Origin of the sequence: Kitasatospora sp. NPDC001547, assembly GCF_042894165.1 — a bacterium.
Classification (GTDB): Bacteria; Actinomycetota; Actinomycetes; order Streptomycetales; family Streptomycetaceae; genus Kitasatospora.
The window spans coordinates 221,761-239,185 of record NZ_JBIAVL010000008.1 but is presented as its reverse complement, the minus strand read 5'-3'; the positions used below and the strand labels follow the sequence as shown (position 1 = coordinate 239,185).

Genomic DNA, 17,425 nt, shown 5'->3' with positions numbered 1-17,425 from the left:
CCGCATGGCTCTGCGGAACGCACTGATGGCAGCCCTCCTGGAGGGCGAGGCCTCGGGGTACGACCTGGCGAAGAGCTTCGACGCCTCGGTCGCCAACTTCTGGATGGCCACCCCTCAGCAGCTCTACCGCGAACTCGAGCGCATGGAGGCGGACGGGCTGATCGCCGCCCGCGTCGTCCAGCAGGAGAAGCGCCCCAACAAGCGCCTGTTCTCCCTCACCGACGCCGGCCTCGCCGCGGTCCACGCCTACACCACCGAACTCCCCAGCAAGCCCAGCACCATCCGCGACGAACTCCTCGTCAAGGTCCAGAGCGTCGACGCCGGCGACGCCGCGGCCGTCCGCGCCGCCATCGCCGAACGGATGGACTGGGCCCGCGCCAAACTCGCCCGCTACGAACGCCTCCAGGCCAAACTGCTCGACGGCCGCACCGAGGACCAGCACCTCGCCCGGGCCGAGCACATCGGCCCCTACCTCACCCTCCTGCGCGGCATGGCCTTCGAACGGGAGAACCTCGCCTGGGGCGAGACCGCCCTGCGCACCCTCGACCTGCGGTCAGCCACCAACGGCGACCGCCGCGCCCAGGCGCGCACCCGCTAGGAGCCATGGACGTGAATCGGGAGCCGGTCAGCCGCCGCGAGCGCCCCGCGAAGCCCGCTCTGACCCGGCGCGGCATCGTGGAGTCGGCCGTGCGGATCATGCGCGCCGAGGGGCTGGAGAAGGTGACCATGCGCCGGCTCGCCCAGGAGCTGGACACCGGCCCCGCCTCCTTGTACGTCTACGTGGCCAACACCGCGGAACTGCACGCGGCCGTCCTGGACGCGCTCCTCGCGGAGGTCGACCTGGATGCCCCGGGGGCGGGAGAGGGCTGGCGGGAGCGGCTCCTCGCGGTGCTCGCCTCCTACACCCGCGTCCTGTTCGAGCATCCGCAGCTCGCCCGCTCGGCCCTGGTGGCCCGCCCCAGCGGCGAGAACTACCTGCGCCTGGTCGAACGCGTCCTCGGCCTGCTGTCCGGCAGCGGCGCGCCCCGGGAGCAGGTGGCCTGGGGTGTGGACAACCTGCTGCTGCACGCCACGGCCACCGCCGCCGAGCACGGCACCCAGCAGCGCGACCCAGCCGCCTCGCGCGAGGACTGGAACGCGCTGACGCAGGCCGTGCGCGCCGCGGACGAGACGACCCACCCGATGATCAACGCACACTTGCCGGCCCTGCTCGCCGGGACCGCCGAGGACCGTCTGACCTGGGGCTTCGACGTCCTGGTCAACGGCATCACCCACACTCCCCTACCGCGCACCGCCGACTGAGCACCTCCGTCGGTCCGGCCCCGGGTGCTGCACCCCGGGGCCTTTTCGCATGCGCAGGCGCGACGAACTTGTTCGCGACGAACATGTTCGTTACGTTGGAAGGGCCGGGCCGCGGCGTCCGGCGGCGCAGCCGGGCAGGGGCGAAGCCCCCGTCCGGTCAACGCCCGGCACCACGAGTTTCCGGAGGCATCCATGAACAGCCACTTCCCCGTCGCGATCATCGGCGGCGGCCTGGGCGGCCTGACCGCCGCCCGGGTGCTGCACCTCCACGGCATCCAGGCGGCCGTCTTCGATCTGGAGGCGTCCGCCAAAACCCGCACCCAGGGCGGGATGCTCGACATCCACGAGGACAGCGGCCAGCAGGCCCTGCGCGCCGCCGGCCTCCACGACGACTTCCTCAAGCTCGTCCACCCGGGCGGCCAGGCCGTGCGCCTGCTCGGCCCGGACGGCACGGTCCACGTGGCCGAGGAGGACGACGCCACCGGCGGCCGGCCCGAGGTGGACCGCGGCGACCTTCGCGGCCTCCTCCTGGACTCCCTGCCCGACGGCACCGTCCACTGGGGCAGGAAGGTCACGGGCGCCCGCCCGCTGGGCGGCGGACGCCACGAGGTGTCCTTCGCCGACGGCTCCGCCCTCACCACCGACCTGCTGATCGGAGCCGACGGCGCCTGGTCGCGGATCAGGCCGCTGCTCTCCGACGCCACCCCCGCCTACACCGGCATCTCCTTCGTCGAGACCGACCTCTTCGACGCCGACACCCGCCACCCGCGCAGTGCCGCCGTCGTCGGCGGCGGGTTCTTCCTCTGCCTCGGCGGCCGGAGCGGCTTCCTCGCCCACCGGGAGACCGACGGGAGCCTGCACGTCTACACCGCGCTCAGGGCCGCCGAGGACTGGCTGGACACCATCGACTTCGGTGACGGCGACGCCGCCAAGGCCGCCGTCCTGGCCCGCTTCGAGGGCTGGCACGAGGACCTGCGGGCCCTCGTCGCCGACGCCGACACCATCACCCCGCGCCGCATCCACGCCCTGCCGGTCGGACACCGCTGGGACCGCGTCCCCGGTGTGACCCTGCTCGGCGACGCCGCCCACCTGATGTCCCCGTTCGCCGGGGAGGGCGCCAACCTCGCCATGCTCGACGGCGCCGAACTCGCCCGGGCCGTCGCCACCCACCCCGGCGACCCGGAGGCAGCCCTCACCGCCTACGAGAACGCCCTGTTCCCGCGGAGCGAGGCCTCGGCCGCCGAGTCCGCCGCCAGCCTGGACACCATGTTCGGCGACGACGGCCTGGAGAGGATGACCGCCTTCTTCACCACCGCACCGGCCGACGCGTGACCGCCCCTCGCCGCAGCGGGGGTTCCTCGCCGAACAGCGCGGTGGTGGGCGGCCCCTGCGGCTGACAAGCTGGGAACAGGGCATGACGACCGGAATCTCCGGCCGTGTGCGGGGAGGTCCCCCTCCAGCACCACTCGATCGATAGGAAGCCCGATGATCGGCGTGCTCGTGACTTTCACCCGGACCGACAAGTTCGACCTCTCCGCTGTCGCAAAGATCGCCGGCGAACTCCGAGGACCGTTCGAAGGCATGGCCGGCCTTCGCTTCAAGAGCTTCATGCTCGACGAAGACGGCCTCCACGCAAGGAACTTCTACGTATGGGATGACGAGGACAAAGCCCGTTCCTTCTTCACGGAGGAGCTCGTCGACAAGGTGACGGGGATCTACGGCGCCCCGCCCACGATCGAATTCCTCGACATCGTGGCGTTCGTCGACAACTCCGGCACCTGATTCCCGGGGGCGCGTCGTCGCGGACTCGGTCAGCGCCCCAGGACGCTCGGCGGAGCAGATGTCGCGTGCTGGACGTGCGTCGTCCTCCGGCGCGGTCGTCCTCCGGTTCCTTCCGTACGGATCAGGCCGCGACGGGGGTGAGGTCCGCGCGGCCGAACAGGAGCGCGTAGCCGCGGGGGAGGTGGGCGAGGAGGCGCTCGGTGAGGTGGTCGCCGGCGAGGTCGGCGACGGCCGTGAGCGTGCAGGAGGTGTGCCAGCGGGCGCTAGCGAGCGTGGTGTTGAGGTTGTGGGCGACGGCTTCGACGAAGGCCGGGGCGGTGACGGGGCGGTCGAGGGGGATCTGGGCGACGAGCTTCGCGCGGGCGCGTTCGGGCAGGGCGGCGGCGAGGTCGCACCGTTCGTCGCCGGTGAGCTGCGAGCCGAGGATGCCGAGGACGGTGTCGAGGACGCGTTCGGCTTCCCCGTCGTCGGCGTAGCGGCCGAGAACGCGGAGCTGCTGGATCAGGCGGCGGTACCGGGTCATGGCGGGTGGCCTCCGGGACGGGTCGCCGCGCCGCCGCGACTCGCGGGACGCGACGTCGCGGCGGCGCGGGGCGGGGTGATCAGGGGCGTCGGCCGAGGTCGGGGCGGCCGAAGAGGGTGTCGTAGCCGGGCGGCAGCTGGAGCAGAACCTGCTCCATGAGCTCGTCACCGGCGGCGTCGGCGACGGTGGACAGGACGGCACCGATGTCCCACAGCGCCGTGGATTCGGTGGCGCCCTCTATCCAGGCCGCGGTGGCGCGCACGAACCGCTCGGGGGTGAGCGGTTCGGCGGCCTGCAGGGGGTTGAGCAGGACCAGGGCGAGGGTCTCGGGCAGTCGGGCCGCGAGCTGGGCGCGCACGGTGCCGGCCAGATGGGCGCCGAGCAGCGCGAGGATGACGCGGGCACAGCGTTCGGCTTCGGCAGGCGTGTCGTACTCGCCGCGTTCCCGGACCTGGTCCAAGAACGCCTCCCAGCGGATCGCCACAGCGCTCTCCTTTCTCGTGGGACGAGCTTTCTCTCGGGACGAGTCCGGCCGGTGGCCGCCGGCTCACGGGGTCAGGCTGGCGCCGGTGAGCTTGAGGAGTCGGGCCACGGGGTGGCCGATGCCGCGCAGGACGAGGCGTCGGCCCCGGCGCTCGGCCAGCTCGCGGGCCCGGATCACGGCGTTCAGGCCCGCGCAGTCCATGAAGGTGACCTCCGACAGGTCGAGCACCACCTCCCGGTGCCGGGCGAGTGCGCGTTCCACCTCACGGTGGAGGCGCGGGCCGGTGTCGAGGTCGATCTCGCCGCACGCCCGGACCGTGAACGGGTTCACCGTGGTGGCCATCGCAGTGCTCGCTGTCCGTCGGCCCGCGCTGCGGGGCCAGGGGTCACCCGGCTCGCGGCCGGGCCAGGGGTGTACGGGAGGAGCGCGTTCCGTGCCGCCGCCCGGGGGGATCAGCGGCGGCACGGAACGGTCTCGGGGAGGGGTCAGGCCTGGATCTGCTTGCGACCGCCGCTGTGGCTGATCGCGATCTTGCGGGGCTTGGCCTTCTCGGCGACCGGGATCTTCAGGGTCAGCACGCCGGAGTCGTAGTCGGCGCTGATCCCTTCCGGGTCGAGGGTGTCGGAGAGCATGACCTGCCGGGAGAAGACTCCGAGCGGGCGCTCGGAGAGCTCCCACTTCACGCCCTCGCCCTCCTGGCGCGGACGGCGCTCGGCCTTGACGGTCAGCATGTTCCGTTCGACGTCGATGTCGATCGCCTGCGGGTCCACCCCGGGCAGGTCGAAGCAGATCACGTACTCGTCGCCGGTCCGGTAGGCGTCCAGCGGCATCGGGGTCGGCCGCGACCAGGTGCCGGTCGTGTTCAGGAACTGCTGGGTCAGCCGGTCCAGCTCGCGGAACGGGTCAGTGCGCATCAGCATCGCGAAACACCTCCACTGATCGATGGGTGCCAGTGCGCTTCACCTGTCTTTGTTGTAGCACGTCATCCATCCGATGACAAATGCTGCGTGTCATCCGTAGAATGACGCCATGAGTACCAAGCCACCGCCCGCATCCGGTCCCGAGCCGGTCTCCTTCCTGGCCGCCGCCGCGGCGCTCGCCGCCATAGACGACGCGGTCCGCTCCGCCCACGCACCCGGCGCCGCGCCCGACACCTCGCCGTGGGACGCCCCGCAGGACGGGGCCGGGCAGGCGCTGGCCGCCCTGGTGCTCCTGCGCGAGCTGCGCGCGCAGCTCGCGGACTGGGAGGCCCCGCTGGTCGAGGCCGCGCGGGCGGGCGGCGCGACCTGGGCCGATCTCGCCCGCCCCATGGGCGTCGCCAGCCGCCAGGCCGCCGAGAACCGCTACCTGCGCCTGCGACCCGCCCGCAGCACCGCCGACACCGGCGCCGAGCGGGTGAAGGCGGTCCGCGACCGCCGGGCCGCCGACCGAGCCGTCACCGCCTGGGCGCGCGACAACGCCGCCGAACTGCGCGTCCTGGCGGCCCGGATCACCGCTGCCGGCCTCGGCGCCCGCGCCCGGAGCGCCCAGAGCGCCCTGACCACCGCCCTCGGCCGGGCCGACGCCGCCGATCTCATCGAGCCCCTCGCCGACATCCGCCCCCACCTCGGCCCCGACCACGACGACCTCGCCAACGACCTCGATGCCCTCACCCACCGCACCGACCAGCTCCGTGACGCCAGCAACCGCCGACGCGCCTGACGCCGCCGACCAGGACGGGTGGCAGGCGATCCTGGACCGGATCGGCGCCCTCGAAGCGCGCGTCCACGCCGTGGGAAGCGAGGTCACCGCAGCGCTCGACGCGCACCTCGCCCGACTCGACGCCCTGCGCCACCGGCTCGCGCAGCCCAGCTGGCCCGGTACCGGGGAGTAGAGCCCGGAACGGGTCCCTGCCGGGGCCTCGCATCGGCGGGTGGGCGGCGGCACGAAGCGGTCCCACCGCGCCGGTCGGGTGGACGGCGGCCCCGGTCAGGCGACGAAGATCATGGCGACGAGCATGACCGACACGGCCACGGCGATCGCCACGATCACCACCGCGGGCCAGATGCCCCAGGCCGTGCGCAGTTCCTCGGGTTCGGGGTGGGAGATGCCCGACGTGCCGCCCTCGGCCGGTGGGGTGTCCCCGCCGGGCAGGGCGCCGTGCTCGTCCAGCGCCGGAGTGCGGTCCGGGTCGGGGTCAGGTGTGGTCATGGTGCATCCCGGAAAGTGTGGGCTTCGATTGCCGGGCGGCTGCCCCGGGCCGAGGGGCGGAAACGTCACACCCGCCCGCCGTACGGTCGGGCGGTCCCCGTCGGTCGGCGCCGTGCCGTCCGGTCAGTGCGGGCTGACCGCCTCGGCCCGGGCCTGCAGGGCGGCGTCGATGCCGCGCAGGAACTCGTCGAGGTCGCCGGGGTTGCGCGAGGTCACCAGGCGCCAGTCGTTGGTGTCGTCCGTGACCAGCGGCTCGTCCGTCCAGGTGGCGCCCGCGTTGGCGAGGTCCGTGCGCAGCGACGGGTAGGAGGTGAGCCGCTTGCCGTAGGCGACCCCGGCTTCGACCAGGAGCCAGGGGCCGTGGCAGATGGCGGCGACGGGCCGCCCCGAGGTGGTGAAGGCGACCACCGTGTCGACGGCGGGCTGCCGGAGCCGGAGGGTGTCCGCGTTGATGGTGCCGCCCGGGATGAGCAGCAGGTCGTAGCCGGTGGCGTCGACCTCGTCGAGGGTCAGTGTCGGGCGCACCGTCTCGCCGGGGTCCTTGTCCCCGACCAGGGTGCGGATCTCGCCCCGTTCGGGGGCGGCGATGTCGACCTGGATGCCGTTCTCGCGCAGGTGCCGGACGGGGACGAGCAGTTCGTCCTGCTCGACGCCGTAGTTCGTCACGATCGCCAGGACCTTGCCGTGCCGGTTCATGGCTCCTCCTGTTCGGGTCGGTTCGCTCGGGGCGCGCACACGCACCCCGAGCGCTGCGGGTACCCGCCGCGCTCCCGGCCATGCCGGATTCACCGGCCCGATCCGGATCGTCACGGGATGCGAGCGACCGCCGCGCCGGGGCGACGCCCGCCGCATCCCGTCCCCGTCCACCGCACCGAGCCCGACGAGCAGCCCGACGAGGCCCCGCCGCCGACGCCCGGCCGGGCGCCTCAGGCGGATTCGTCCGGGCCTGTCGTCAGGGCCGGTCGGCCTTCCACTCGCGGGCGAGCGTCGCGTAGACGTACTCGCTCCCCCAGCGCTCGCCGTCGAGGTCGTTCTCGACGAGGTGCGCCTCCCGGCGCATGCCGAGGCGCTCGCACACGCGCACCGACCCGGTGTTGAGTACGTCGAGGCGGGCGAAGAGCCGGTGGACGCCCAGTTCGGCGAAGGCCCGTCCGGCGGTCGCGCGCGCCGCCTCGGTGGCGTAACCCCGGCCGCCGTACGCCGGGTTGAAGGTCCAGCCGATCTCGGCCTGGCGCGCCGCCGTACTCGCGAGCTTCAGGGTGATCTCGCCGACGACCTTCGCCTCGCCGACCGGGCAGACGGCAACCGCCAGAGCGTCGCCGTCCTGGGCCCACTCCGTGCCGGCCGCGCGGCGCTCCAGGCTCTGCACGCACTGTTCCCGGGTGAGCGGAGGCCGGTAGAGGTAGCGGGCGACCTCCGGGAGGCGCTGGAACTCGTACAGGTCGTCGAGGTCGTCCGGCGTGAACGGGCGCAGGAGGAGCCGTTCGGTCTTGATGGGCAGCGAGAGCATGGTCATCGGTCCGGTGTTTCTCCCCCGAGGGCCACCCGCCGGTCGACGCGACCGGACCGCGGAGCCCCCAACGACTCGTCCTGGACAACAACGCCGTTCTAGACCCTCGCCACCAGCCGCGCAATCGAATTTCACGCGGCCGCGGGCCGGAGGCCCCCGACGGGACCGGGGCCGCTCCGTGCCGCCGGGAAGCCCGAACGGGTCCACGGTCCGACCCGCCGCGGCGGCTGGCCCCGTCGGGTGATCCCGGAGCGCGGGTTCCGCGTCGGCCGGTCGATGGCTCGCATAGTCGGACCGTCACACCCGCCGATCATGGGACGAGCCGATGATGCGATTCCCGCGCCGAGAGATCCTCACAGCCGCCACCGCCCTGCTGCTCACCCTCGCGGGGTGCGGGGCACCCCGGGCCCGGCAGGCCGTACCGTCGCCGCCGCGGGATCCCGCCACCACGGCCACACCGACCCCGCCGGGGCCGCGGGCGTTCACCCTGGTCGCGACCGGGGACGTGCTGCCGCACACCGAGATCATCCGGCAGGCCCAGGAGGACGCCGGGGGCGACGGCTACGACTTCGCCCGGATGCTCGCCGGGATCAAGCCCGTCGTCGCCGCCGCCGACCTGGCCGTCTGCCACATGGAGACGGTGTACGGCGCCGACGGCGGGCCCTTCACCGGCTACCCGTCGTTCAAGTCGCCCCCGCAGGTGGCCCGGGCGCTCAGGGACACCGGCTACACCGCCTGCGACACGGCCTCGAACCACACCCTCGACGACGGGCCGGACGGCATCCGGCGCACGCTCGACGCCATGGACGCCGTCGGCCTGAAGCACACGGGATCCGCCCGCACCCCCGACGAGGCCGGCCGCCCCGCGCTGTTCACGGCAGGCGGCGCCACGGTGGCCCAACTCGCCTACACCTACGGCACCAACGGCATCCCGCTGCCGAAGGAGCGCCCCTGGGCGGTCAACCTCATCGACCGGGAGCGGATCCTCACCGACGCCAGAGCCGCCCGGGAGCAGGGGGCGGACGTGGTGGTGGTCAGCCTCCACTGGGGCACCGAGTGGCAGGACGCCCCGGACGGGCAGCAGCTCTCCCTCGCCCGCGAGCTGGCCGCCGGGCAGGGCCCCGGCCGGCCCGACATCGATCTGGTGCTCGGCACCCACGCCCACATCCCGCAGGCCTACGAGAAGATCGACGACACCTGGATCGTCTACGGCCTGGGCGACCAGCTCGCCGGACACATGTTCAACCCCACCGGCGCGGAGGACCCGCGGGGGAACTGGAGCTCCATCGCCCGCTTCACCTTCTCGCCGCCCGCCGGGCCCGGGCAGCGCTGGGCCGTCACCAGGGCCGAGTTCGTCCCCCAGCTGACCGACCTCGGTCCGCCCTACCGCGTCCTCGACCTGACCGAGGCCGTCCGCCGCGAGCCGGGCCGCGGCGACTACGCCCGGGCCGTCGACCACATCCGGTCGATCGTGCTGAGCCGGGGCGGCGGCGCGGCAGGACTGACCATGGCTCGCTGAGCGCCCGCGGCACGGTTTCACGACTGCCCGGGCGGAAGCCGAATCCTTTTCCCCGGCCGGTGTCTCTTACAGGTCGGAGTCGTGGGCGGGGCGCGCCGCCGTCCCGCACCGTCGGCACGCGCCTGCGGGTGCCGCCCGCGCTCCCCCTGTTCCGCGATCGACAGAACACCGAGAGGCCCTCGTGACCATCACCCCGTCCCCGTCCCCCCGTTCGCCCCGAGGAGTGCTGCTGGTGCACGGCGCGTGGCACACCGGCCGTGCCTGGGACGGCGTCGCGGCCGGGCTGCGGGCACGCGGCGTCGCCGTGGCCGTCGCCGAGCTGCACCGCGGGTCGCTGGCGGCCGACATAGCCACGGCCGAGAGCGCGCTGGACCGGCTGACCGACGGCGGCCCCGCCGTCGTGTGCGGCCACTCCTACGGCGGCGCCGTCATCACCGGCCTTCCACCGCACAAGGTCGACCACCTCGTCTACCTCGCCGCGATGATGCCCGACCAGGGCGAGACCGCCCTCGGCCTGCTCGCCAGTGCACCGCCCACCGACCTGACCACCAGCATGGTCGGCGACCTTGCCGGGACCACGACGATCGACCCCGAGGCCGCGGGACGGCTCTTCCACTCCCAACTCGGCGAGGAGGAACGCGCCCGCCACGCCGCCGGACTCGTCCCCCAGCTGATGGCCCCCGCCCACCAGCCGACGACCAGCGCCGCCTGGCACCACCGGCCCAGCAGCTACGTGGTCTGCACCGAGGACCGCGCCATGCACCCGGACCTGCAACGCCGGTTCGCCGCCCGCGCGACCCACGTGCTCACCTGGCACAGCGACCACGGGGTCTTCGCGTCCCACCAGGAGGAGACCGTCGGGCTGCTCCACCGGCTGGCCACCGCCGGCCGCCCCACCCCGGCCGGCGCGCCGAGTGCGTAGGCCCGGGGACACCAGGTGGACTCGACGGGGCCCGAGGACTGGCCCCGACCCCGCTACGGGGCGAGGGTGGCCCGGCGGGGTGCCCGGCGGCGGCCGGCGGCGCCCGGGTTGTCGCGGCCCGCGGCGGACCGCGGGTCGCCCCCGGTGGGGGCGGGGCGGTTGCGGCGGGGGCCGCTCCCGAAGGGGCTGCGGCGCGGCCGCTCGATGACCGGGTCGGGGATCACGGTGGGGATGCCGGTGGGCACCCGGGCGCCGGTGATCCGGGCCAGGTCCTCGTCGCCGGCGCTGACCCTGGTGGTGACGGGCGTGATGGCGGCCGTCGCCATCAGGCGGGTCATCGCGCGGCGCTGGTTGGGCAGCACCAGCGTGACGACGGTGCCGGACTCGCCCGCGCGGGCGGTGCGGCCGCCGCGGTGGAGGTAGTCCTTGTGGTCGGCCGGCGGGTCGAGGTTGACGACCAGGTCGAGCCCGTCGACGTGGATGCCGCGGGCGGCGACGTTGGTCGCGATCAACGCGGTCACCTGACCGGTGCGGAACTGCTCCAGGGTGCGGGTGCGCTGGGGCTGGGACTTGCCGCCGTGCAGGGCCGCGGCCTTCACCCCGTTCGCGAGCAGGTCGTCCACCAGGCGGTCGGCGCCGTCCTTGGTCTCGGTGAACATGATCACCCTGCCGTCGCGGGACGCGATGTGGGCGATCGTGGCGTTCTTGTCGAAGTTCTGCACGTGCAGCACGTGGTGCTCCATGGTGCTGACCGCCCCGGCGGACGGGTCCACCGAGTGGGTGACCGGGTCCTTGAGGAACCGCCGCACCAGGCGGTCGACGTTGCGGTCCAGGGTGGCGGAGAACAGCATGGTCTGGCCGCCCTCGGCGACCTGGTCGAGGAGCTCGGTGACGTGCGGCAGGAAGCCCATGTCGGCCATCTGGTCGGCCTCGTCGAGCACGGTGACGCCGACCCCGTCCAGCTGACAGTCGCCGCGCTGGATCAGGTCCTTGAGCCGGCCGGGGGTGGCGACCACGACCTCCGCCCCGCGGTTCAGCAGCCACGCCTGGCGGCTCATCGACGTCCCGCCCACCACGGTCGCCATCCGCAGGCGCACCGCGTGGGCGAAGGGGCTGAGGGCGTCGGTGACCTGCTGCGCGAGCTCGCGGGTGGGGACCAGCACGAGGGCCAGCGGGCGGCGCGGCTCGGCCCGCTGCCCGGCGGTGCGGGCCAGCACGGCGAGGCCGAACGCGATGGTCTTGCCGGAGCCGGTGCGGCCCCGGCCGAGGACGTCGCGGCCGGCCAGCGAGTTCGGCAGGGTCTCGGCCTGGATGGGGAACGGCGCGGTGACGCCCCGGCGGGCCAGCACCGGCAGCAGCGCCTTCGGCATGTCGAGCTCGTCGAACGACTCGGCGGCCGGCAGGGCCGGGGTGGTGCTCACGGGCATCGCGAACTCGCCCGACGGGGACGGGCCCCGGCCGGCGCCACGGCCGGACGAGCGCCGCCCTCCGGCGGGCCTGGCGCTGTGGAAGGAGTTGCCGCCGGAGTGGGAGCCGGCGTTCCGGTACGGGGAGCGACTGGGACGGTTCATGCGGGAGACCTTCCTCGGGGCGGCGCGTCACGAGGAAGGCTCCGTGGCGCTGGGCGCCGGCGGAGACCGCAAGGGAACGGGCCGGAAGTGTGACGGTCGGAGCGTGGACGGTGGAACCGTGCGGCACGTCACCTACGGTCGGCGCTCACCGCACCGGGCGGGAGCGGGAGCCTCGAAGCCGTGCGATGTCACGGCAGGGCGCCGGTCCGGACGCGACGCCGCGCGTCTCGCATGGGGACGGGCGCCGGTGGCGGAGCCAGGGCCTGAACGGCCGGGGGGTGCGCCGTGGCGCAATGCCGAGGGGCCCGCACCAGGCGTGTGTGCGCGGTGCGGGCCCCTCGCTGCTTGGCGGGTGCCGTGGCAGGAATTACAGCGGGCGAATGTTCTCGGCCTGCGGGCCCTTCTGGCCCTGGGTGACGTCGAACTCGACCTTCTGGCCCTCGAGCAGCTCACGGAAGCCGTTGGCGTTGATGTTCGAGTAGTGGGCGAAGACGTCGGGGCCGCCACCGTCCTGCTCGATGAAGCCGAAGCCCTTTTCCGAGTTGAACCACTTCACGGTGCCATTAGCCATTAAGAAATCTCCTTCAAGGGGCTGTCCGACGCGTGCACAGCGCACGCATCGAGTCGCCGCGGGAAGCACCCACCCGGGAAGAGCCGGGAAAGAAAAAATGCGCCTGCGAAATACATCAGCAGGCGCACACAAAGTTCATGGGAACCACTACTGCAACTAAAACGACTCTAGCAGGCCCGAGCGCGTTGTGGGCGGATATTTCCGCGCCGGTTTCGGACGAGGCGTCCCCCGGGGCCACCGGCCGGAGCCGTCACGGGCGTCAACGCCGCCTGGCGGCAGGCTGGTTGGCGCGTCGACGGGGTCGGCGCCGCGGGCCCCGAAGGAGGATCCCGTCGGGCCCGGCGCGGCCGACCCTCACCCCGCCGGAGCAGCGCGGGTGACCACGCCGCGCGCCGGTGCCGTCCAGCGGCGTACCGGCCGGGACCTGCGGCGTTGCGGCCCCGCTCGAACCCGAGTGCGTCGAAGGGGTCCGCTGCGGCGATTTCCGGCCCATACTGGCAGGGATGAAAAATTTCGCAGCAGTCCGCCGCCCCCTGCCGCACAGCCCCTTCAAGGCCCCGCCGGAGGCGCCCCTCAAGCACTTCGCCGTCGGCGACCGGGTCACCCATGACAGGTACGGCCTGGGCCGGGTCATCGGCGTCGAGGGGGACGGCGACACCGCCGTGCTCGTCGACTTCGGCTCGCAGCAGGCCCGCGTCACCCCGCCGTACAGCGCGATGTTCGCGCTCTGACCCGGACGCTCCCGGCTCCTCCGCCCGTGGTGCGCACGCCGCACGGGCGGAGCGGCCGGTGAGTGGCGCGCCCGGTGGCGCCGTCGGGCGGCGGCCGGAGGCCGCCCGGGGAAGTCCGTGCGGGCAGCGTCCGGCGGGCACTATCCTCAAGTCCATGTCGAACCCTGATGGGCTGCTCGTCGACATCGCCGCGATGGTGGAGTCCGAGCACAGCACCCAGATGCCCCTGACCGTGGTCGTCCCCGGGGCGGTCATCACCGGCCGGCTGGCACCGGAGAGCCTGTGGAACGAAAGGGTGGCCGAAGTCCTCGCCACCTCGGACTTCCTGAAGCCCTTCGCCGCACTGTTCGCGGCGCCCGCGAACGCCGCCGGTGGAGCGGCACGCGACGAAGCGGTGCCGCCCGACTCACGGCCGACCCACCTGCACCTGCACGTCGCCCGCATCCTGCAGGGCAGCTACGGCCTGCCCCACACCGGGGGCATGTACCGGATCGCCATCGCCGACATCAGTTGCTGGACGGTGGGAGACCTCAGCTACTCCGACCAGTGACACACCGCCCGTGAAGGGTCGAGCGGGCCGACGGTCCGCTCGACCCCCGCCCCCACGGCGCCCAGGGCCGCTCCTGCCCGAACGCCGGCCGCCACCCCGGCCTCCTGCACTCCCGCTGACGACCTCCGCGCCGCGCACTTCACGTGCGCGGCGCGTCCGTACCCAGGGGTGCGGCACCGGTCCCCCACGGAAGGGGCGCCCGGCCCGCCCGGTGTCAGGCCGCCTCGCCGCTGCGCCGCCGCTCCGAGCCGTCCCCCGTCCATCCGTACGGTCGGCCGGCGACGCGCCGGTCGAGCGCGCGAGCAGCGGGCACCGCCGCCGCGCCGACCGGGCGTTAGCATCCACACAGCCGCGGCCGCACGGCCCGGACCACGCGGAACGGAAGGCGGAGACCACCATGGGAATCGAGATCCAGGTCGAACCCCTGGGCGACCACGAGCACCTGGTCCGGGTACGCGAGGGCGCCGCCGAGGCGGAGACCCGGATCCGGGTCACCGACGGCGTCCTCGACCAGCCGCAGGTCACCGGCGCCGAGGAGACCAGGATCGTCCACGAGACGGTGGCCTTCCTGGTCGAGCGCCAGCCGGTGATCGACATCCCGCCCATGATCGACCTGGACGACCTCGCCGACGCCTACGGCACCTCCTACCTGGACGACCTCGGACGCCGCCTCACCGCGCAGTGAGCCACCGCGGCCGTCGACCGACCGGTCGGTGCGGCACCCGGCCGGAGTGCCGGGGCCGGATCGGGGCGGCCCGTACGGTCCCGGCCCGTGCTGCCGCCGGCCGGGCCGTCACGGCTGCTCCCCCGCCCGCAGTTCGGTGGCGATCTGACGCCGGCCGGCGACCAGCGTCTCCGCCACCACCCCGAGCCCGACCAGCAGGGCCAGGCCCGCGGTGGGCAGCAGCACCGGCAGCACCGCCGGGGCCAGGGTCTCGCCGACCGTGGCGCCGACCAGCGCCGAGAGGTCGAAGGCGCCGCCCAGCAGGACGACCGCCGCGGCCGCGACCAGGCCGCCGCCGACGGCCGCCGCCAGGGTCTGCGGCAGCGACTCGGCGAGGATCAGCGCCAGCCCCTGCCGGGGCCGCAGGCCCATGGTGCGCAGCCGGGCGAGCACCGCCGTACGGTCCGGCGCGGCCCGCAGCAGCGTCAGCAGCACGGCGAGCAACGCGAATCCGGCTCCGGCGGCGGCCGCGTACCAGAACAGCCGCTCGGTGGCGTGCTGCAGCGGGTCGTCGCCGAGCGCGGCGGCGGTCTCCCGGCTGCTGTGCACCTGGTAGCCGGCGGGCAGCCCGTGGGTGTCCTTGCCGACGGCCGTGGCGTCGTCGGCGATCAGCTTGGCCAGTCCGACCGGCCGGGCCCCGCTGGTGTCCCGCAGGACCGTCCTGACCCGGTCGGGGTCGACGTCGCCGAGGGCGAACCACTTGTTCGCCCGCCTGGTGCCCGGCAGTCGTTCCCAGGTGGGGCCGGCGGGGACGACGACGAAGGGTTTGCCCGGGTCCGGCAGCGCGGGGGTGGCGGTGACGAGGCCGGCGACGGCGAGGTGCACGTCGTTGCCGTTGGGCGTGCGCACCTCGGCCGGCCCCGCGGCCAGGCGCCCGGCCAGGTCGCGGCTGACCAGGGCGGGCACCGGGGTGTCCCGGCCGCCGGACGTCCCGGCCAGTTTCGCCGGGTCGAACTCGCCGACTCCCAGGGCCCGGGCGATCTCGGCGTACGCCGTCGGCTCGTCCACCACCACCAGGTAGGCCTCGGTGTAGCTCTGGTCGGCGCCGAAGAAGCGGGCCCTGGTCTCGATCCAGGCCCCGGTCGAGGCCCGCACGCCCGGCAGGGCGGCGGCGGCCTCGGTGAACGACTCGGTCAGGGTGGCGTAGTCCGGCAGGGAGACGCCGATGTCCCCGCCCGTGGTGATGCGCGCGGCACGGGTCCGCACGTGGTCGACGCTGTCGAGCACGGTGGCGCCGAAGCCGGTCGTGGTGACGGCGATCAGCAGGGCGAGCAGCGGCAGCACGGCGGGCTTGCGGCGGCCCGAGCCGTCGCGGGCGGCCCGGGCGAGGCCGAGGAAGCCGATCAGGCCGCGGCCCCGGCCGGCGAGGGCGGCCAGCCGGCCGACCGCCACCGGTTCGACCCGGGCCAGCACCAGCCCGCCGGTGACGGCGAGCAGGAGCGGGGCGGCGACCAGCAGCGGGTCCACCCCGGCCCCGTGGCCGATGCCGCGGCGCCGGACCTCCGCCACGGCCGCGACGGTGACCGCCAGGACGGCGAGTTCGCCGACCAGCCGGCGTCGGCCGCCGGCCGGCCGCCGTCGGGACCACTCCCGGGCCGCGCGCACCGGAAAGGCCAGCAGCGCGATCAGGGTCGCGACCAGGGCCGCCGGCACCGCGCGGTCCCACCTGGCGGTGGGCAGCAGCACCAGGGCGAGGGCCGTGCCGAGCACGGCGGCGGGCAGGACGGTGACCGCGCCCTCGGCGGTCAGCCGTAGCACCACCCCGGTGCGGGAGCCTCCGCGAGCCTTGAGCAGCCGGAGCTCGGCGGCGCGCCGGTCGGCGGTGAGCGCGGCGGCCAGCAGCAGCACCACGGTGGCGACGCCCGCGACGCCCGCCGGGCCGATCGCGCTGAGCGGCAGCGAGGCCCGGTAGCGCTCGTCCGCCCGGGTGAGGATCTCGGGCAGGCCCGAGGTGGTGTGCAGGTCGGCGCGTTTGGTCCGGTCGATCAGGGCGGTGGCGTCCTGCCCGGCCAGGACGGAGCTGATGACGCCGCGGGTGCGGTCGAGCCGGTCGGCGTGCAGCGAGGCGGGGTCGACGGACAGCCGCCAGAAGTTCTCGGCGTTGGGGCCCCAGCGGAGCAGCGCGGGCAGGCTGTCGCCGGCGACGAACCCGCTGGTCGTCCAGTGCTCGTGGTCGGGTCTGGCGTTCAGGCAGGCGCGGGCCGGGCAGCCGAGGTCGTCCCAGAACGGGTCCTGGGGGTCGTTGACCTGGTAGAGGCCGACCACCACGGTGGTCCGCGCGGCGCCGGAGCCCTCGACGCCGTTGTCGATGACGTCGCCGAGCTTGATGCCGATGGTCTCGGCGGCCTTCCCGCTGACCACGATCGGCAGCGGACCGCCGACGGCGCCGGGGGTCGGCCAGGTGCCGGCGGTGAGGGTGGCCCGGGCGGCCAGGTCGTGCAGGTAGAGCAGGCTGAGGGCCGGGTAGGGCTCCTTGTCCGAGATGTGGGCGTACCCCGGATTGGCCATGTGGTGCTCGCCCAGCGCGCGGGCACCGAAGGCCTGGCCCGACGGAGCGAGTGTCAGCCGCCGGCCGACCTGCTCGACGAGCTGCCGCTGCACCTGGTCGAGTCCGTCGGCGGTGTCGTCGTCCCGCGTCCTGGAAGTGGTGTGCAGGCTGGTCGGGTTGACGCCCTTCTGCCGGACGAAGTCCTGAAGCGCGGCGTCCGCGCCCCGGTCCGCGACGCGGGGGAAGGCCGCCGCCAGGAAGACGGTGACGAACGCGAGGACCGCCATGAGCAGTGCGGCCGACGGGTTCGCCCGCAGCCGGGTGCGGACCCAGGGCGCGGGGCGGTGGGCGCGCGCGGGGCCGGACGGGGGCGCCGGCTCGGGGGCGGGCACGCGGGTGCCGGCCTGGGTGGTCACATCTCCTCCACGTGGCGCGGCCGGTCGGCCGCGTCCCGACGGCGGCGCCCTGCGGTGAAGGCCGCCGATCCGATCCGGGCGGACATCGGCCGCGGACGGACCGCACGGGCACACCGGCACAGTGATCACCGGCATTCGATCA

General features: G+C 74.3%; 21 protein-coding genes. 11 read left to right on the top strand and 10 right to left on the bottom strand.

All coding sequences use genetic code 11. The annotated features are described in order from the left end of the window. Positions 1-4: 4 nt before the first annotated feature. The 4 genes from ACFY0X_RS17890 to ACFY0X_RS17875 all read left to right on the top strand — a co-directional run bounded on the left by ACFY0X_RS17890 (position 5) and on the right by ACFY0X_RS17875 (position 3,084). On the top strand, positions 5-598 hold the full coding sequence (locus tag ACFY0X_RS17890; protein ID WP_387755512.1) for a PadR family transcriptional regulator: 594 nt from the start codon (positions 5-7) through the stop codon (positions 596-598). 5 nt (positions 599-603) lie between these two features. After that, complete coding sequence (locus tag ACFY0X_RS17885) at positions 604-1,302, top strand: TetR/AcrR family transcriptional regulator (RefSeq protein ID WP_387755509.1); 699 nt, start codon at positions 604-606, stop codon at positions 1,300-1,302. Between the two features lie 192 nt (positions 1,303-1,494). Further along, positions 1,495-2,634 (top strand): FAD-dependent oxidoreductase, encoded by a 1,140-nt coding sequence (locus tag ACFY0X_RS17880; protein WP_387755506.1) that lies wholly within the window; start codon positions 1,495-1,497, stop codon positions 2,632-2,634. Between the two features lie 153 nt (positions 2,635-2,787). Beyond that, positions 2,788-3,084, top strand: a complete 297-nt coding sequence (locus tag ACFY0X_RS17875) for a hypothetical protein (RefSeq protein ID WP_387755503.1) — start codon at positions 2,788-2,790, stop codon at positions 3,082-3,084. Positions 3,085-3,205: 121 nt separating this feature from the next. Here the strand turns inward: ACFY0X_RS17875 and ACFY0X_RS17870 are convergent, their stop codons facing one another. The 4 genes from ACFY0X_RS17870 to ACFY0X_RS17855 form a co-directional block, all read right to left on the bottom strand. Then, on the bottom strand, positions 3,206-3,607 hold the full coding sequence (locus ACFY0X_RS17870) for a DUF2267 domain-containing protein (RefSeq protein WP_387755500.1): 402 nt from the start codon (positions 3,605-3,607) through the stop codon (positions 3,206-3,208). Positions 3,608-3,686: 79 nt separating this feature from the next. Continuing rightward, positions 3,687-4,091, bottom strand: coding sequence for a DUF2267 domain-containing protein (locus tag ACFY0X_RS17865; RefSeq protein ID WP_387755497.1), 405 nt, complete (start codon positions 4,089-4,091; stop codon positions 3,687-3,689). Between the two features lie 63 nt (positions 4,092-4,154). Continuing rightward, entirely contained in the window at positions 4,155-4,433 is a 279-nt protein-coding gene (locus tag ACFY0X_RS17860) for an STAS domain-containing protein (protein ID WP_387755494.1), read from the bottom strand. Positions 4,434-4,576: 143 nt separating this feature from the next. Next, positions 4,577-5,011: an Hsp20/alpha crystallin family protein gene (locus ACFY0X_RS17855; protein WP_387755491.1), complete on the bottom strand. Its 435-nt coding sequence runs from the start codon at positions 5,009-5,011 to the stop codon at positions 4,577-4,579. 109 nt (positions 5,012-5,120) lie between these two features. Here ACFY0X_RS17855 and ACFY0X_RS17850 point away from each other — a divergent pair, with 109 nt between their 5' ends. Next, positions 5,121-5,792 (top strand): hypothetical protein, encoded by a 672-nt coding sequence (locus ACFY0X_RS17850; protein ID WP_387755488.1) that lies wholly within the window; start codon positions 5,121-5,123, stop codon positions 5,790-5,792. After that, positions 5,764-5,964 carry a hypothetical protein gene (locus tag ACFY0X_RS17845; RefSeq protein WP_387755485.1) on the top strand — a complete coding sequence of 67 codons (201 nt, stop codon included), beginning with the start codon at positions 5,764-5,766 and terminating at the stop codon, positions 5,962-5,964. Before ACFY0X_RS17850 ends, ACFY0X_RS17845 begins: the two co-directional genes overlap by 29 nt. 95 nt (positions 5,965-6,059) lie before the next feature. On the opposite strand, the gene ACFY0X_RS17840 is transcribed toward ACFY0X_RS17845, so the two are convergent. The 3 genes from ACFY0X_RS17840 to ACFY0X_RS17830 all read right to left on the bottom strand — a co-directional run bounded on the left by ACFY0X_RS17840 (position 6,060) and on the right by ACFY0X_RS17830 (position 7,797). Next, a complete protein-coding gene (locus tag ACFY0X_RS17840) occupies positions 6,060-6,281 on the bottom strand; it encodes a DUF6480 family protein (RefSeq protein ID WP_387755482.1) in 222 nt (73 codons plus the stop codon). A 123-nt stretch (positions 6,282-6,404) separates the two neighbouring features. Continuing rightward, entirely contained in the window at positions 6,405-6,977 is a 573-nt protein-coding gene (locus ACFY0X_RS17835) for a DJ-1/PfpI/YhbO family deglycase/protease (protein ID WP_387755479.1), read from the bottom strand. A 256-nt stretch (positions 6,978-7,233) separates the two neighbouring features. After that, positions 7,234-7,797 carry a GNAT family N-acetyltransferase gene (locus ACFY0X_RS17830; RefSeq protein WP_387755476.1) on the bottom strand — a complete coding sequence of 188 codons (564 nt, stop codon included), beginning with the start codon at positions 7,795-7,797 and terminating at the stop codon, positions 7,234-7,236. 322 nt (positions 7,798-8,119) lie between these two features. Between ACFY0X_RS17830 and ACFY0X_RS17825 the strand changes: the two genes are divergently transcribed. Both ACFY0X_RS17825 and ACFY0X_RS17820 read left to right on the top strand, forming a co-directional pair. Next, complete coding sequence (locus ACFY0X_RS17825; RefSeq protein ID WP_387755730.1) at positions 8,120-9,310, top strand: CapA family protein; 1,191 nt, start codon at positions 8,120-8,122, stop codon at positions 9,308-9,310. 181 nt (positions 9,311-9,491) lie between these two features. Next, the gene (locus ACFY0X_RS17820) at positions 9,492-10,232 is read left to right on the top strand and encodes an alpha/beta hydrolase (protein WP_387755473.1); all 741 of its coding nucleotides are present in this window, start codon (positions 9,492-9,494) and stop codon (positions 10,230-10,232) included. Positions 10,233-10,285: 53 nt separating this feature from the next. Here the strand turns inward: ACFY0X_RS17820 and ACFY0X_RS17815 are convergent, their stop codons facing one another. Together ACFY0X_RS17815 and ACFY0X_RS17810 are read right to left on the bottom strand one after the other, a co-directional pair. Then, the gene (locus tag ACFY0X_RS17815; protein ID WP_387755470.1) at positions 10,286-11,803 is read right to left on the bottom strand and encodes a DEAD/DEAH box helicase; all 1,518 of its coding nucleotides are present in this window, start codon (positions 11,801-11,803) and stop codon (positions 10,286-10,288) included. Positions 11,804-12,170: 367 nt separating this feature from the next. Further along, positions 12,171-12,374, bottom strand: a complete 204-nt coding sequence (locus ACFY0X_RS17810) for a cold-shock protein (RefSeq protein ID WP_030303996.1) — start codon at positions 12,372-12,374, stop codon at positions 12,171-12,173. A 503-nt stretch (positions 12,375-12,877) separates the two neighbouring features. Between ACFY0X_RS17810 and ACFY0X_RS17805 the strand changes: the two genes are divergently transcribed. From ACFY0X_RS17805 to ACFY0X_RS17795, 3 genes are all read left to right on the top strand, one after another. Continuing rightward, positions 12,878-13,105: a hypothetical protein gene (locus ACFY0X_RS17805; RefSeq protein WP_387755465.1), complete on the top strand. Its 228-nt coding sequence runs from the start codon at positions 12,878-12,880 to the stop codon at positions 13,103-13,105. Positions 13,106-13,259: 154 nt separating this feature from the next. Then, positions 13,260-13,655, top strand: a complete 396-nt coding sequence (locus ACFY0X_RS17800; protein ID WP_387755462.1) for a hypothetical protein — start codon at positions 13,260-13,262, stop codon at positions 13,653-13,655. 397 nt (positions 13,656-14,052) lie between these two features. Beyond that, positions 14,053-14,340, top strand: a complete 288-nt coding sequence (locus ACFY0X_RS17795; RefSeq protein WP_387755459.1) for a hypothetical protein — start codon at positions 14,053-14,055, stop codon at positions 14,338-14,340. Between the two features lie 108 nt (positions 14,341-14,448). On the opposite strand, the gene ACFY0X_RS17790 is transcribed toward ACFY0X_RS17795, so the two are convergent. Beyond that, entirely contained in the window at positions 14,449-17,283 is a 2,835-nt protein-coding gene (locus ACFY0X_RS17790; protein ID WP_387755456.1) for a hypothetical protein, read from the bottom strand. Positions 17,284-17,425: the final 142 nt, after the last annotated feature.

Coding starts and splice junctions, on each gene's coding strand:
- ACFY0X_RS17890 (WP_387755512.1), top strand. CDS start 5: ATGGCTCTGCGGAACGCACTGATGGCAGCCCTCCTGGAGGGCGAGGCC.
- ACFY0X_RS17885 (WP_387755509.1), top strand. CDS start 604: ATGGACGTGAATCGGGAGCCGGTCAGCCGCCGCGAGCGCCCCGCGAAG.
- ACFY0X_RS17880 (WP_387755506.1), top strand. CDS start 1,495: ATGAACAGCCACTTCCCCGTCGCGATCATCGGCGGCGGCCTGGGCGGC.
- ACFY0X_RS17875 (WP_387755503.1), top strand. CDS start 2,788: ATGATCGGCGTGCTCGTGACTTTCACCCGGACCGACAAGTTCGACCTC.
- ACFY0X_RS17870 (WP_387755500.1), bottom strand. CDS start 3,607: ATGACCCGGTACCGCCGCCTGATCCAGCAGCTCCGCGTTCTCGGCCGC.
- ACFY0X_RS17860 (WP_387755494.1), bottom strand. CDS start 4,433: ATGGCCACCACGGTGAACCCGTTCACGGTCCGGGCGTGCGGCGAGATC.
- ACFY0X_RS17855 (WP_387755491.1), bottom strand. CDS start 5,011: ATGCTGATGCGCACTGACCCGTTCCGCGAGCTGGACCGGCTGACCCAG.
- ACFY0X_RS17850 (WP_387755488.1), top strand. CDS start 5,121: ATGAGTACCAAGCCACCGCCCGCATCCGGTCCCGAGCCGGTCTCCTTC.
- ACFY0X_RS17840 (WP_387755482.1), bottom strand. CDS start 6,281: ATGACCACACCTGACCCCGACCCGGACCGCACTCCGGCGCTGGACGAG.
- ACFY0X_RS17835 (WP_387755479.1), bottom strand. CDS start 6,977: ATGAACCGGCACGGCAAGGTCCTGGCGATCGTGACGAACTACGGCGTC.
- ACFY0X_RS17830 (WP_387755476.1), bottom strand. CDS start 7,797: ATGACCATGCTCTCGCTGCCCATCAAGACCGAACGGCTCCTCCTGCGC.
- ACFY0X_RS17825 (WP_387755730.1), top strand. CDS start 8,120: ATGCGATTCCCGCGCCGAGAGATCCTCACAGCCGCCACCGCCCTGCTG.
- ACFY0X_RS17815 (WP_387755470.1), bottom strand. CDS start 11,803: ATGAACCGTCCCAGTCGCTCCCCGTACCGGAACGCCGGCTCCCACTCC.
- ACFY0X_RS17810 (WP_030303996.1), bottom strand. CDS start 12,374: ATGGCTAATGGCACCGTGAAGTGGTTCAACTCGGAAAAGGGCTTCGGC.
- ACFY0X_RS17805 (WP_387755465.1), top strand. CDS start 12,878: ATGAAAAATTTCGCAGCAGTCCGCCGCCCCCTGCCGCACAGCCCCTTC.
- ACFY0X_RS17800 (WP_387755462.1), top strand. CDS start 13,260: ATGTCGAACCCTGATGGGCTGCTCGTCGACATCGCCGCGATGGTGGAG.
- ACFY0X_RS17795 (WP_387755459.1), top strand. CDS start 14,053: ATGGGAATCGAGATCCAGGTCGAACCCCTGGGCGACCACGAGCACCTG.